Source organism: Candidatus Sulfidibacterium hydrothermale (assembly GCF_020149915.1).
GTDB lineage: Bacteria > Bacteroidota > Bacteroidia > Bacteroidales > F082 > Sulfidibacterium > Sulfidibacterium hydrothermale.
The window spans coordinates 404,439-418,537 of the sequence record NZ_CP083760.1 but is presented as its reverse complement, the minus strand read 5'-3'; the positions used below and the strand labels follow the sequence as shown (position 1 = coordinate 418,537).

General features: G+C 39.9%; 11 protein-coding genes and 1 tRNA gene. 2 read left to right on the top strand and 10 right to left on the bottom strand.

Annotated features, from left to right (window positions below; all coding sequences use genetic code 11):
• Nucleotides 1-2: 2 nt before the first annotated feature.
• The 5 genes from LA303_RS01560 to LA303_RS01540 form a co-directional block, all read right to left on the bottom strand.
• Entirely contained in the window at nucleotides 3-974 is a 972-nt protein-coding gene (locus tag LA303_RS01560; protein ID WP_240526185.1) for a phosphatidylserine decarboxylase, read from the bottom strand.
• An 88-nt stretch (nucleotides 975-1,062) separates the two neighbouring features.
• Entirely contained in the window at nucleotides 1,063-1,482 is a 420-nt protein-coding gene (locus LA303_RS01555; protein WP_240526184.1) for an arsenate reductase ArsC, read from the bottom strand.
• A gap of 28 nt (nucleotides 1,483-1,510) precedes the next feature.
• Entirely contained in the window at nucleotides 1,511-1,771 is a 261-nt protein-coding gene (locus LA303_RS01550) for a hypothetical protein (RefSeq protein ID WP_240526183.1), read from the bottom strand.
• Between the two features lie 150 nt (nucleotides 1,772-1,921).
• Nucleotides 1,922-1,994, bottom strand: a tRNA-Gln gene (locus LA303_RS01545).
• A 158-nt stretch (nucleotides 1,995-2,152) separates the two neighbouring features.
• Nucleotides 2,153-2,626: an EF-hand domain-containing protein gene (locus tag LA303_RS01540; RefSeq protein ID WP_240526182.1), complete on the bottom strand. Its 474-nt coding sequence runs from the start codon at nucleotides 2,624-2,626 to the stop codon at nucleotides 2,153-2,155.
• Nucleotides 2,627-3,083: 457 nt separating this feature from the next.
• Between LA303_RS01540 and LA303_RS01535 the strand changes: the two genes are divergently transcribed.
• Both LA303_RS01535 and LA303_RS01530 read left to right on the top strand, forming a co-directional pair.
• Entirely contained in the window at nucleotides 3,084-3,890 is an 807-nt protein-coding gene (locus tag LA303_RS01535; RefSeq protein WP_240526181.1) for a hypothetical protein, read from the top strand.
• Between the two features lie 95 nt (nucleotides 3,891-3,985).
• Complete coding sequence (locus LA303_RS01530) at nucleotides 3,986-5,488, top strand: dipeptidase (protein WP_240526180.1); 1,503 nt, start codon at nucleotides 3,986-3,988, stop codon at nucleotides 5,486-5,488.
• Between the two features lie 94 nt (nucleotides 5,489-5,582).
• On the opposite strand, the gene LA303_RS01525 is transcribed toward LA303_RS01530, so the two are convergent.
• The 5 genes from LA303_RS01525 to LA303_RS01505 form a co-directional block, all read right to left on the bottom strand.
• A complete protein-coding gene (locus LA303_RS01525) occupies nucleotides 5,583-7,469 on the bottom strand; it encodes a sodium:solute symporter family protein (RefSeq protein ID WP_240526179.1) in 1,887 nt (628 codons plus the stop codon).
• Nucleotides 7,470-7,597: 128 nt separating this feature from the next.
• The gene (locus LA303_RS01520) at nucleotides 7,598-10,459 is read right to left on the bottom strand and encodes a TonB-dependent receptor (RefSeq protein ID WP_240526178.1); all 2,862 of its coding nucleotides are present in this window, start codon (nucleotides 10,457-10,459) and stop codon (nucleotides 7,598-7,600) included.
• A gap of 270 nt (nucleotides 10,460-10,729) precedes the next feature.
• A complete protein-coding gene (locus LA303_RS01515; protein WP_240526177.1) occupies nucleotides 10,730-11,809 on the bottom strand; it encodes a FecR family protein in 1,080 nt (359 codons plus the stop codon).
• Nucleotides 11,810-11,918: 109 nt separating this feature from the next.
• On the bottom strand, nucleotides 11,919-12,512 hold the full coding sequence (locus LA303_RS01510; RefSeq protein ID WP_240526176.1) for an RNA polymerase sigma factor: 594 nt from the start codon (nucleotides 12,510-12,512) through the stop codon (nucleotides 11,919-11,921).
• Nucleotides 12,513-12,778: 266 nt separating this feature from the next.
• On the bottom strand, nucleotides 12,779-14,068 hold the full coding sequence (locus tag LA303_RS01505) for a hypothetical protein (RefSeq protein WP_240526175.1): 1,290 nt from the start codon (nucleotides 14,066-14,068) through the stop codon (nucleotides 12,779-12,781).
• Between the last annotated feature and the right edge of the window lie 31 nt (nucleotides 14,069-14,099).

Genomic DNA, 14,099 nt, shown 5'->3' with positions numbered 1-14,099 from the left:
TTTTAAAGCCGTTTTTTCGCTACGGCTTCCCCCATTTTTACTTCCGTTTCGAGATGCCTGCGGGTATTGATTAACAAGTCTTTATCTATTTGTATTTTACCTTTGCGGAAAAGCAAAATAACCGACGACCCGCCAAATTTAAAGTAACCGGCTTCCTGTCCTTTTACAGCTGTATCGCTTTTGTGTGTAATCACAATACTGCCGACGAATGTTGCCCCGATTTCAGCCATAAGCACCGGACCAAAATTTTTTGACGTGATGATCTGGTATTCTCTTTTGTTTTCGCAAAAGATGCGGATATCTTGCCGCAGAGCAATCGGATTTACCGAGTAATAATCGCCCTTGATTTTTACTATCGGCGAAAGGTGTCCGCTTACAGGATAATGAAACCGGTGATAATCATACGGACACAACCGCAATAAAAGTAAACTTCCGCCGGAATAAACCCGGGCCAGCGAATCGTTTTTTAAAAAACTACGCAAATTGAACCGGTATCCTTTAACGATAAAATCTTGTCGGCCAATGTTATCATAAGCCAGTATTTTTCCATCACCGGGAGAAATGACCACGTTCCTGTTCGTATCGATTTTCCGGGCACCGGGTCTGAGCTTACGGATAAAGAAATCGTTAAATGAAGTATATTTTTTCTTTTGGAAATCATTCATGTTGATGTGGTACTTCCGGATAAACGGCGCAATTTTACTGACCGATTCCGGTTTGTCCATACGTTTTCCATACCATTCCGAAGCCCATTTACGTTTGATGAGCGCCTGTAGCGAAAGTTCTCCCACCGGATTGTTGTACAGCCAGAAAAGCCAGCCCCCGGCTTCTATCTGCTCGGTTTTAACCTGTCCGGTGGCACGGTCTACATAACGAACTGGTTGCGGCCCGCTAAACGGATAGAAAAAAAGCAGGAATAATAAAATAATAAGCGCAAAAACGAATCGCTTTTTACCGGTTTGGATGCCTTTCATGCTTTCGCTGATTTTTTTGTAAAACTAATGAAAAACACAACGACCTTAATGAACGGGCTGCAAAAAAAGCAGGGTAACCGTGCAGAAATTAATTTTTTACATTTTCCCGGTAAAATTTCCCGAAAGCAGAGGCTATTTCATCACGAACCCTGACAAAAACCGCTTTGATTTCTGCCGGAGTTCCGGTGGCTTCGGCCGGGTCGTCAAAACCGATATGTAACCGGTGCTTTACACTACCGGTAAAAACCGGACAAGATTCCCGGGCACCGTCGCAAACCGTAATGACATAATCGAATGCGGTATTCAGAAATTTTTCGACGGGTTTGGGCTTGTTCTGACTTAGGTCTATTCCTTTTTCTTTCATCACCGCTACAGCCACAGGATGAATTTTTTTACCCGGTTCAGTACCCGCCGAGCAAACGTCCAGCGAAGGATCCATCGCTTTTAAAAAACCTTCGGCCATTTGGCTGCGACAAGTATTTCCGGTACAAAGAATGAGAATTTTCATGTTGCCAATTTATTAAAACCTGTCGCCATTAATTATGAAAATACAGATCTAATTCACTGTATATTAACAAAAAACCCAAAACAATAGCCCCAACAGCACTAATGTAACCCTGAAGCATTGATTTGCTAATATCCTGTTCCGGGTCAATGGGGTGTTTTACCAGATACCAGAAAAACCAGATTCCAAAGACCAAAGAAAAAATACCGCCTGTGAATTTCAATAAATTCATTAGAACTAATGTTTCCTGTTGACGAGTAAGTGGTATCAAAAATAATTTCTTTTTCGACATAAACCACCAGCTTTTCTCCTGGTTGTATCAGTTGTATCAAAAGATTGTCTGGAAAAAGAAAAAGTGTTTTTGCGTAACACTGAACTACCCATCATTATTCACGCCCACCTGGTAATAAACAAAAAGCCCCTGCTATCGTAGAGGCTTTTGTTGCCCGACCAGGGTTCGAACCTGGACTCTTCTGATCCAGAGTCAGACGTGTTGCCAATTACACCATCGGGCAATGTGGGCGCAAAATTATAAAAAATCTTTTGAACAACATCTTCTCCGAAAAATTTTCTTTATGAGAACCAAACACATTCCAAATCAACAGGTTCTGTATGAATATAAAAAAGCAGCGGAAGACTTCCGCTGCTTTTCCCTTTAACACTTTGAAAAAATTTAGTTCTCCCTCACATCCAACTCTTCCATCATCACATAACCGTCTTTATTTTTATCCATGGTCTGGAATTTCTTTTTGTAGTAATCCAAAAACTGTTGTTTGGTAACGGATGTTTTTCCCTGTGGAGCAATAGCTGTAACCAAATCGGATTCGGTAGCGGTTAAAATACCGTCATGATTAGCATCCAGGGCCGCAAATTTTTGTGTTGCCATGGCCATGTACTCTTTTTCAGAGATTTTTTTATCGTTGTTGGTATCAAACTTTTTAAAGAAATCCATCTTCTTCTGAAACATCACGCTGTCTTGTTTTTCTTCTACTTTGGCTTCTTTCTGAACCGTTTTGGGTTCTTGTTCCAGTTTTTGCTGGGTCGATTCTTTTTTATTGGCCTGGTTGGCACACGAGGCGGCAAACAGAAGGGTTGAGAAAAGTAAGGTGTACATCACCCATTTCCCTGATGAAATGATTTTTTTCATGGCTTTTGTTTTTTAAGTTTCAATTCGATTGTTTGAGTCGTTTTTTGTTTTTTCTTTCAGCACAAAATTACATTCTTTAAACAAGAAAGTCAAGCTTAAAACAAATTAAAACTATTGATTACTAAATATTTATACTTTTTTAACATTGTTTTGGATCTTTTTACGACGACAAAGTAAAGCCTCCGTCAGAGAAAAAAGAAGAAGCGGTTTTTAAAAACGGCAGGCAGGAACGGGAAACCAACGCCAAAAGCCAAAAAATATTGACGCCGGAATACTTGTGGTGAAGAAGAAAACTTGCGTATTTTAAAATACAATGGGGATAAAAAGGCATCGGATCCTATCCGGTAAAAAGCAAAAACAGAACCTCAAAAAAATGAATGTTTCAAAAAATAAAATTTTATATATTTGCCCGTAACCAGTTGCTGCTTATTTGTTTAACCAAAAAAATTAAAGCGATATGAAAAGGAAATTATCTACTTTTTTTGTTTTGATTTTTGCGCTCATCAGCGGGACCGGTGTAATGGCCCAAAACCTGATAAAACTGGCTCCGCAGGTTATTGTGGTGAATCTTGGTCCGAAAAATCCGCATTTTGACGAGGCGATTTATCCGCACCTGAAATTTTATTATTTGCCGGATATCCAGGTCGCGAACGGAGCAGATATCAACCACAAATTTGACATCACCGGAAGTCCGGAATTTATCGTCCGGGCATACAACGAGAGGCATCTAAAACAATATGATTTTCTGTTGTTTGACAAAAACGGGATTTGTTACACCGAAGGAAGCGATTTGCTGGAAAGTGTGGACATTTCCAAGGCACTGTGTTCTAACGGAAAAGAATTTGGGGATAATTTGAAAGATGTGGTTAAAAAAGGAAAAACCGCCAAGGTAAAATCGGGTGATTATCCCTGGGGACATGTGCATCCCAAACTGAAAGTCGGTTTGCGGCATTCGGCGGTTGTCCGGTCGCCATTCCTTACCGGTCATCCTTTTCCACAGGATGTAACTGCAGAAACCGCTGACGGGAAAAAAGTGGTTTTGGAAAATGTGATCAAAGGAAAACCCACGGTGGTAGTTTTTATGTACATCCCGCCCACAGGAAACCTGGAAACACTGAATAAATTCTACAAAGGAAATGCTCCGAAACCACCGGAAGCCATTGCAAAAAAACAGGTAAAAAACACATTATACCTGTTTATGCTCGAAGGTCAATTCTTCGGTTACAATCCTAAAAAAGGACTGAAAGCCAAATACGGAAAATAAAACCGGATATTTTTCGATGAAAAAGGTGCATACTTTTGTCGGATATTTGCCCAAAAGTGTGCACCTTTGTTGTTCATCCGTCAAAAACATTTGCCATGAAAAAATTCCTGTTCTTCAGCCTGTTGATTTTTATTTTTCTGCCTTTTACTTCAAAAGCCTGTTATACCATTGTAGCGGGCAAAAAAGCCACGGCCGACGGGTCGGTATTGTTTGCCCACAACGAAGACGATTGGGGTATTCAGCTCATGAATTTTTGGAACGTTCCGCGGCAGCATTTCAAGCCGGGAGCTGTAGTCACTCTGGTACGGGGAGGCACGTTGCCCCAAGTGTCCGAAACATGGGCTTTCAGCTGGATACAGGACGTACATCAGGAATTTAGCGATCTTTACATGAACGAGTGGGGCGTAACCATTGCCAGCAATGCCTGTGGCTCGCGAATAACCGACCCGGAAACAACAGACGGCGGAATAGGTTATATGCTGCGCCGGATTGTGGCTCAGCGCGCCCGAACAGCTCGCGAAGGGGTAAAAATTGCCGGACAACTACTGGATAAATTTGGTTACGCTGTCGGACCAAAAGGAGGACGTACCCTGGTAATTGCCGACAAAAACGAGGCCTGGCTGCTGGATATCCTGCCCGGAAAATACTGGATTGCCGAACGGGTTCCGGATGATGCTGTTGTATTACAGCCAAATATTTACGTTATCCGGAAAGTGGATTTTAATGATACGGTCAATTTTATTTTTTCCAAAAAAGACATCCGGCAATATGCCATCAGCAAAGGATGGTATAACCCGAAAAAAGACAAAGTTTTTGATTTCTCGTATATCTTTTCGGAATTCCGTGCCCGCCATTTTAAGGAACGGGGATTCGACACCCGCCAATGGCGCGGACAACAATTACTTTCGGGAAAAACGGTTTCGGCAAAAGAAGCCAAAAAATCAGGATTGCCTTTTTCGGTAATTCCCGACCGCAAACTGACTCCTGCCGACCTGATGCAGGTATTGCGTGACCATTACGAAGGAACACCTTACGATATGACACGCGACAAAAAGGCAAATCCCAATAACGGCAGCGAACGGACCATTTGCACGCTTTCCACCCAGGTGTCAGTCGTTGCCCAGTTGAGAAGCAACCTGCCGAAAGAAATCGGCCCGGTGTTGTGGCTGAGCTTCGGAAGACCGGACGTAAACACCTATGTGCCTTTTTATCCTGTGGCAGCACAAATACCGGCGTGTTATCATTTTGTTCCCGGAAACGGCAACTGGCAGGTTTCGTTGCAACATCAGCTAAAACCGTTGCCCGGTACGTTTACCTATCAGCCGGATAAAGCATTTTGGATTTTCAACGATTTGGAAAACATCAGCGGGATCCGCTATTTCGAAACCATCGGAATGATTCAAAAAGTGTGGAAAGCAAAAGAAAAAGAGGCTTTTGCCTGGCAACCGGCCATTGAAAAAAGTGCCCTGACACTTTACAAAACCAATCCGAAAAAAGCGATTCTTTTTCTTCAAAACTATTCCAATTCGCTGGCCACAGATGCTTTAAAAGCCTCTAAAAAGCTGCTGGTAAAAGTAAAAAGCCAGGTTTACCGGTAATTTTTCCAGCAGATAAAGTAAAAATATCCCCCTGCTTCAATTGGTATTTTGTCAAAAGCAAAGAAACATGTTATGCCGGGGGATATTTATCATTTTATTTTGGGGTAACCACTTTTTCATTCACAACGGTTTTTCCCCACGCTTTTTTCCACCAGAAAGGTAATGCCCCTAAAGCAATTACAATCAACAAAATAGGATAATAGATACTTTGACCGGGTTGCGGAAACAAAAGCTTTGATATTCCAACAAGAAGCAAAAAGATTGTAATCGACGAAAGGGTAACAACAACAATATTGCTCCACAGTTCTTTAATGGAATTTTCAGGATTTTCGCCAATATATTTGGCTGTCTTTCGCCAGTAGCCCGATGGAGAAACCCGCTGATAAAAAGCAGCCAGTATTTTTTGTTCTGTTGGCGGGGTCAAATACGTGACTACAATAACAATAATCGTAGAAGAAGCAGACATTATCAATAACTTAAGCCATTCGGCATCTACGGTATAAAGAATAATCGGCGCTATGACAAACGAAGAAGCAATGGCTGCAATCTCTGAATATATATTTATTCGTTCCCATAACCAGCGTAATATTAATACCGACCCCACACCGGCACCAAACAACAAAGACAAATACCATGCCGCCTGAATTGATCCCATTTGTCCCATAATGACAAGGGCAAATAATAAAACCAGAAAGTTTGTGATTCTGGCCACCACTACCTGCTCAGCATGTTTGGGTTTTCGTTTCAACCAGGCTTCATTAATAATTCTTTTATAAATATCATTACTCCAGTAACTGGCACCCCAGGATAAAAGCGTACTGATTGTAGAAGATAATGCCGCAAGCATTCCCAAAAGCATCAGACCCTGTACTAACGGGGGGAGTATATCTTTTATCCCCATGACGAACGTCATTTCTCTATGAGCCGTAAAAGCCGTATTTATGGGGGTTGCCGGATTAAATGGATAAAGGATTAAAGCCCCGATGATAATCGGCAGCCAAAAAAGACTCCGAACCAATATCTGAAAAATAGAAAAAACAAGTCCGGCTCTTCTGGCTTCTGTTTCTGATGTTGTAGCCATCAATCGTTGTGCGATGTAGCCGGTACCGTCACTGTTCATTTGAAATAACCATTGCAAACTTATGATTACCAAAAAAGGAAAAACAGCCTCCCCGCCTGTTGGCATAAAAGACAAAAACTGTTTTGTTTTTGCTTCTCCGTATAAAGCGACCAACTGATGAATCATATTTCCCAAGCCGCCTGTTTTTTGTACTACAAAAATTGCATACAGCAAAGTGGCAACCATTGCTATAACAAACTGTACAACATCTGTTTCGATTACACTTCTTAGTCCTCCGGTGGTAGAATACAGGGTAACAAAGGCAATAATCAGGGTCATACTGATAATATTGTTGGTAGAAGACACCCAAATATTGCCGCTCGAAATTCCCATTGAAAAATTAATTCCGGCATGGGTTACCCAATGCAAAAGGGTATTATATATGGAGGGGGACAACCATTGATCCCAAACCAGAAAAACTTCTGAAATTCTGGTTGCTGCCAACAATACCATGGCAAGAACAATACTATTGATAATAATACCATAAAACAACGCTTTTACGCCGCGCAGCCATAAAGCGACTTTTCCGCTATATCTTACTTCGGTCAGCTCGGCATCCGTAAGAATTCTTGAACGCCACCACGATTTGGACAACACGAATCCTATAAACAAGAAACTGATTCCATATATCCACAAACGCCACAACATAAAAATTCCACCGGTAGCCACCAAACCGGTCACCAGCAAAGGCGTATCTGCCGCATACTGTGTTGCAGCGATACTAACACCAGATTTCCATCCTTTTATACTTCTTCCGGCTAAAAAATATTCTGTAAGGTTTTTTGATGCCTTTGATTTTGCAAAAAAACCGGCACTAACACTGTATATAACAAATGCTGCAACTAAAATTAAATCTATCATACAACAATAATTTGACGGGTAAAAAATATGCCGTTGAAAAACAGCTTGAAAAGTTCAGCAATAAATAAAAAAACTAATCCCATCTAAAAAACTATGGGATTAGTTTTTTATCGCATGAAACCTAATAATTAAAATTTATAACTGATTGAAAACCTGAAGTTTCTCCCCAGTATCGGCCGTGCCATATAGTATTTTGCCGATGCATCAGGACTAACTCTCGGATCACCTTCTGTTAAGCCAATGGTGTTTGTAAGATTATACCCATCAATGGTGAACAAAATATTGTTGTACTTGTACGAAATCCCCGCATCAAACACTGAATATGACGGTAAAGTTGCCAGGTTTTCATTATCCTGGTATTTCTTTCCGTAATAGTGAAACGTTGTATAAATGCTCAAACCATTTTTAAAATTCAACGAAGGGGTTAAATGGAAAAAGTATTTAGGAATACGTCTCACCTGATTTCCTGAGTTGTCAACAAGCGTTCCATCCGAGGTATGATATGCAAAATCAGTAAACACAGGATTTTGGAATGTTCCGTTAAAACGCAAGCTAAAAATTCCGATTTTGGCAATCGATTCTATTTCCAGTCCCAGGTTATCGGCTCCGGCAAATTTATTTTCAGACTGTCCGCTGGCTAAAATATCTGTAAACGGAAGATTCGACATTTTCATATAAAAGGCATTGGCAAACACGGCCAAATTGGGGGAAGAATATTTGTATCCCAATTCATACTGATTAACGTCGGTTGTTTTAAGTTTGCTTTCGTCGTCGATATTATCCATAAATGATTCTTCAATAGGAGCACGGAAACCACTACTTACCCTGACATAGGCAGCCATTCTTTCAGAAAAAGAATAATTCAGACCAAAGGTCCATGAAAGTTTATCTACATCATAAACAAAATATTTCATCTGGCCATTTCCACTCCACGCAGTATTAAGAGCCGGTGTAAGCAAAGTATCCTGATTGGGCAAATCGCTCCATTTGTCTCCTTCTCTGTCGCCTGAATATCTATCGGCATCGTATCTTAATCCAACTTCTCCTGATAATTTTTCTGTGATATTAAATTCATCATCCAGGAAAAAGGCATTAATTGTACCATAAATATCACTGTTTCTTCCGTAAAATCCAATGTTACTAATTCCGTTCCAGGTATATGACTGTCCGGTTGCCGGATTGGTTAAATTAAGAAGATGAGCCTGGTCGGTAACTTCCATCAACACTTGTGACCAATACCAATGTTGAGTGGCATTGTACTGAGAAAAATAATATCCTCCGGTAATTTTATGTGTGCCAATTTTTTTTGTGATGCTTAAATTATTAACGAAATTGTTCATTTTTCGGTCAATACTCCAAAAACCGGGCTGAACAACCAATCCGTTTCCATTTAACTGACTGGGATCAGAAATAACCTGTCCGTTATCGGCATAAGAATATTGATAATTTCCTGCGCCAAAAACAGATTCGCCCAAGTCTGTTGCGTAAACAGGACTCCCCATGGAAAACATGGCATCATACGTAAGATTGATATTGGTGTAACGAAAAGCATCTTTAATGGTCCAGCCATTTTTAAGATCCTGAAATAATTCGGCACCAATTGCGGCAACAATAGGATGAATTCCATTTTCAAGGTTTCTGTTCCAGGTTCCGCCACCAGGCATAGGAACACTTATCTTACTGGCATAAAAGCTGGTCATGGTTCCATAATTGGGATCGAAACCAGGAATTCCTTCCGGATTATCCTGATTTTGCAAAGGAATCGGGAGATAAAAGATGTTCCTATCGTTTAAAAATTTAAAATACGTTCTTACATATCCATTTTTATGCAAGAAAGTTAGGTTTGCTTTTATTTGTCCGCCTTTATTTCCTTTAAATCCGGCATCTCTAACACCGTTTCCCACTCTGTAAAAGCCGCCGATACTATAGCGTATTTTGGAAGACAGCGGGCCATTAATATTTATTTCGGTTCTTAACATACCGTAATCGGCCGTTGTAATTTTGGCATATCCGTTAAATACCGGACCTCCTACTTTACTGATAAAATTAACGATGCCGCCGGGAGCATTACTGGCAAAAATAGAAGAAGAGCCACCCCGGACTGCTTCTACCCGATCAACATTGGCATCCACACGGTAATAATTATCCACATTACTAAACTGCAGGGCTCCATCTTCAAATACAGGAAGTCCGTCTTCTTGTATTTGGGTAAACTGATAAGCACCGGCAGCAGGAATCCCTCTCACAAACAGGTTATTTCCAACATCTCCGCCAGAGGCTTCCACATAAAAACCAGGAACATAAGAGAGCAACTTGGCAGAACTTCCGGTATTTAGTTTTTCAACTTCATTTTTATTCATGGTTGTAATGGCAACACTCGAACGCATGTTTGACTTCGGATTCAGCATACCCGTTACAACCACCGTATTAAGGTTCAACATATCAGGAACCAGATTTACGTGAACTACAGAAGTATGTCCCTGTGTAACCGTTACTTTTACTGTTTTCGGTTTAAACCCCACAAAACTAATGATCAGCTCATAATCTCCCGGAGATAAGCCGTTGAGTTCAAAAACACCTTTGGCATCTGTTACTGTACCCTGATAAGTTCCTTTTATAGCCACATTAACACCCGGAAGCGTTTCTCCGGTGTTACTTTTGACAACTCCTTTGATCGTACCCGTTGATTGCTGAGCATTGACAACATTTTTTTCCGCTGGCATCAACACAACATTTCGGTCAATAATCTCATATTTAATGTTTGTTCCTAAAAAAAGCTGATTTAGCGCCTGCCGGATTGTACTGTTTTCACAATGAAAATTTACTTTTTTATCCGTGTTGACCGTACTACTACTCCAAACAAACTGGTAATCGGTTAATTGAGATATCTCATTTAAAACATGCTTTACCGTAACATTATTCATCTGGAGAGAGAACCTGGTTTCCTGCGAGTATGATTTGGCAGAAACCGTAAAAATGTTAACTAACATTAGAAGAAATGTTAATTTAGTAACCATAATTACTTTTTTTCCGGAGATGGTTTTGTGCCATCTGAATGTAAATTTATTTTTCATACTTTTAAAAAAAATTTAGTTAATACTGGTTAATGATAATTTCACCGGTTAAGTTGCTTATTATCATTAACATTAATTATTTTTTTCCGGGAAATGTTGCCGCATTTCCCGTTTTTTTTACTCTTTTTTTCTTCTTGTACAGAAAACATTTTGGTTCCATTACAACAATTCTACATGAGCAGGAATTTAGTTTCTCGTATTATTTTCTTCTTTTCGTTTATATAGCATGTTTTTTCTTTTACTATCAAATTTAACAATGATACCGTGATCTGTTTTTATAAACTGGGTTGGGGTAACTTTTTCCAGAATACGCATAATTTCTTCAGGAGATTCATGAGAAAACTGTCCGGTATATTTATAATTTCTTATTTCTGTATCCTGGATTGAGATGTTCAGGTTAAACCGCCGTCTTAACTGTTTAACCACGTTTTCGAGTGTTGTTTCGTTAAAGATCAATTCGCCTTTTATCCAGGCAGTATATTGTGCTGTATTTACTTTATGTACCTGAATGTAATTTGCATTTTTGAAATATATGGCCTGCTGTCCGGGAAGTAAAACAACATGTTGTTCCTGATTCTTTTTGTTGTTACCGGTTATATTTACCTTGCCCCGAACCAGCGTTGTTTTAATTCGTTCATTATCCGGATAAGCATTTACATCAAAAGCTGTTCCCAGCACTTTAATTTTAATGTCTCTGGTAATAACAATGAATGGTTTCTTCTTGTTTTTCACCACATCAAAATAAGCTTCTCCGGTCAAAAACACTTTCCGGAAATGCTTTCCCATCTTCAGCGGATACTTTAAAGTACTGTTGGCATTGATCCAAACCCTGGTTCCGTCAGAAAGAACAATTTTTGCTTTTTTTCCATTGGGAACTGTTTTTTCAATATACGTAATTTGATGACTCTCCGGTTTTACCAATAAGAAATACCCGGAAGCAAATACAGTTAATGCGATGAAAAAGACAGCAGCATACTTTAACAGATTCCGGAAAAGGATACGCTGTTTGGCCTGCTTAAAGACCTTCTTGTTATTTTGTTCTTTGTTATTGGCAATTTTCTTCTGAATTTGTTCAAGAACTTTTTCAGAATCGAAAGCCCCTTCCATATCAGGATTATATTCAGCCAACAATTTTTTAAACTCCGGTAAAATTTCATCTAATGTTTCCGGTTGATTAATCCACCGGGTAAGATCCAGCAATTCATATTCTGTACACTGATCCTTAAAAAACTTTTGTAAAAGTTTTATTTTGCTTTCAGAAATCATAAGTTATCTTTCTGTTTATATTACGTTTGAAAAAGAAGAAATCACTATTCCCCCAAAAAATTAATCAGAAAAATTTTCAAACACCCGGCCTGTTGAATTAACAAATCCTTTAAAACTGCTGAAAAAAAAGCAGCAACAGAATAAAATATCCCAAATCTTTTAACCCTGAACGAATAAATTTAAACGCCTTAACAAGCTGATTGTCAACCGTACTTACTGATAAACACAATTTTTCGGCAATTTCCTTTCTTGTTAAACCATTTTTTTGGTTCAATTCGTAAATACGTTTTCTTTTGGGAGGAAGTTGGGCAATTAATTCATTAATGACATTAACCAATTCCAGATAATTTATTTCGAGTTCTGTCTGGTTAAGATTGAGACGTCTTTTCTCGGCAAGAAATGTTAAATAGGCTTCGCGATGAACTGATTTACGAATAAAATCATAAAACTTATTTTTCGCAATGGTGTGAATATATGATTCAAACGAAAGGTTTTCATCTATTCTGTCTTTTCCTTCCCAAACTTTCAAAAAAACATCCTGAACAATTCCTTCCGATTGCTCTTTGTTTTGAGTAATAAAAAAGATGTATTGATAAAGAGCAGGACTATATTTTTTATACAATTTAGTGAATGCTTCCTGGTCGCCTCTTTTAAAAGAGGCAATTAAAAGTTTTTCATTCTCTTCATTGTTATCGATATCCATACAAATAATAATGGTAATCCGATGTTTAATCTGTAAAATTACAAAAATTTTTACGGACCTTTATCAAAACCACACAAGCCTGTTCTACAATACCTAACAACCGATTTGAAAACATCAGCCGGATTGGATGCATCCTTTTATCTTAAAATTGCTCTCTTCTGCTTACTGCCGGTATTAAATAAATTCCGGTTTAGCAAGAAGAGACATGAATGACCGGTTAACAATAACCGCAATAGAAAAACAACCCGTAAAGAAACTAGCTGTTGTTAAGCCGTCTCTTTTTCATCCAACCAGAACAAATAAGCACTGAGCCAGAGAAAAACGATGGTAAGATAAACCGCTACCTGCATAAGGACAGGATGTAATCCGAAAGTCCATAAAAAAATCCCGGCCACACCAGAAGTTACGACCAGCAAAACAGAAACAACAAAAAGGCTGTTGCCAGAGAAGGCAAAACGATGTGTGTTCAGCAAAACGCCAGTCATAACCGGAATGAGCATAAAACCCAATAGCAGATGTCCCCGGATAAAAGCCAAATCATTGGGAACCCCGGGAGCATTTCCGGCGGCCTGTCCAAAAAAAGGCTCGTGAAATTCAATATAAATTCCCAAAACAACGACGCTCATTAAGTAAGACAACAGCAGAACCGCCAGCAACCGGTTTATAATTACTGTTTTTGTCGGGGAAACCGTTTTGTCTTTTGTTTTTATCCAAAGTCCGGGAACCAACATCAGCATCCCCATTCCTAAAACAGACAACACCGCATCATCCAACGGAACGCCGTTCAGTCCATGCGAAAACAATACAGGCGGTTCCCATCCAACCCAGGCAGAAGCCTGGTAAATGGCAATCTGAGCAAGTGTTGCCACCATGATCAGTATTAATCCTGTATTTTGTAATCGCCATACTCTTTTTTGTTCTGTTCCCGTTTTTTTTAAAAAAGGCAGTGCAAAAGCAGCAGCCAGCAACGACGCCAGCATCTGATGGCTATGGGCATCCGTCAGACTGTCTGTCTGAAAATGAGCAGCCCAACCCGAAAACCATTGCTCCGCATCCTGAAAAGCGCCGACAAGATGACCGGCAGGAGTTGCCAGCGACATCCCGGCAAGGGCAATAAAAACAGTAGTCCATGCCAACCGGTTTACCGGTTTTTTTTCTGAAGAAACACGATAAGCCCGCAAAGCACCGATAAGAACAACAAGCGCGGTTATTTCAGCGATAACAAGCCCGGAAACCAAGATGACCGTCGGAAAGGAGATTCCTTTTTGCCGGATAAACAAGGAGGCGGCACCGGTTAATACCGATGCGGACAAGACGCCGACAACTAGTGTTCTCCGGCGAAGAAAAGACTCCGGTATCTCATCAGAAAAAGCCAGCAGCAAAAACATCCACACCGGAATAAGCAATCCGTGATATGCCATGGCTGTCCGGTAAGAAAAATCGCCCGAATGGAACCACGAGACACCGGTTGCAAGATCTAAAAACAGTAAAAAGCCCGTCCATACACTTAAAAAAAGGACTACTCTTTTTACCTCTTCCTTCTTTTGTTTGTCCATCTTGTCGTTAGACTTAGGCAGAGCAAATAAA

Coding starts and splice junctions, on each gene's coding strand:
- LA303_RS01560 (WP_240526185.1), bottom strand. CDS start 974: ATGAAAGGCATCCAAACCGGTAAAAAGCGATTCGTTTTTGCGCTTATT.
- LA303_RS01555 (WP_240526184.1), bottom strand. CDS start 1,482: ATGAAAATTCTCATTCTTTGTACCGGAAATACTTGTCGCAGCCAAATG.
- LA303_RS01550 (WP_240526183.1), bottom strand. CDS start 1,771: ATGTCGAAAAAGAAATTATTTTTGATACCACTTACTCGTCAACAGGAA.
- LA303_RS01540 (WP_240526182.1), bottom strand. CDS start 2,626: ATGAAAAAAATCATTTCATCAGGGAAATGGGTGATGTACACCTTACTT.
- LA303_RS01535 (WP_240526181.1), top strand. CDS start 3,084: ATGAAAAGGAAATTATCTACTTTTTTTGTTTTGATTTTTGCGCTCATC.
- LA303_RS01530 (WP_240526180.1), top strand. CDS start 3,986: ATGAAAAAATTCCTGTTCTTCAGCCTGTTGATTTTTATTTTTCTGCCT.
- LA303_RS01525 (WP_240526179.1), bottom strand. CDS start 7,469: ATGATAGATTTAATTTTAGTTGCAGCATTTGTTATATACAGTGTTAGT.
- LA303_RS01520 (WP_240526178.1), bottom strand. CDS start 10,459: ATGTTAGTTAACATTTTTACGGTTTCTGCCAAATCATACTCGCAGGAA.
- LA303_RS01515 (WP_240526177.1), bottom strand. CDS start 11,809: ATGATTTCTGAAAGCAAAATAAAACTTTTACAAAAGTTTTTTAAGGAT.
- LA303_RS01510 (WP_240526176.1), bottom strand. CDS start 12,512: ATGGATATCGATAACAATGAAGAGAATGAAAAACTTTTAATTGCCTCT.
- LA303_RS01505 (WP_240526175.1), bottom strand. CDS start 14,068: ATGGACAAACAAAAGAAGGAAGAGGTAAAAAGAGTAGTCCTTTTTTTA.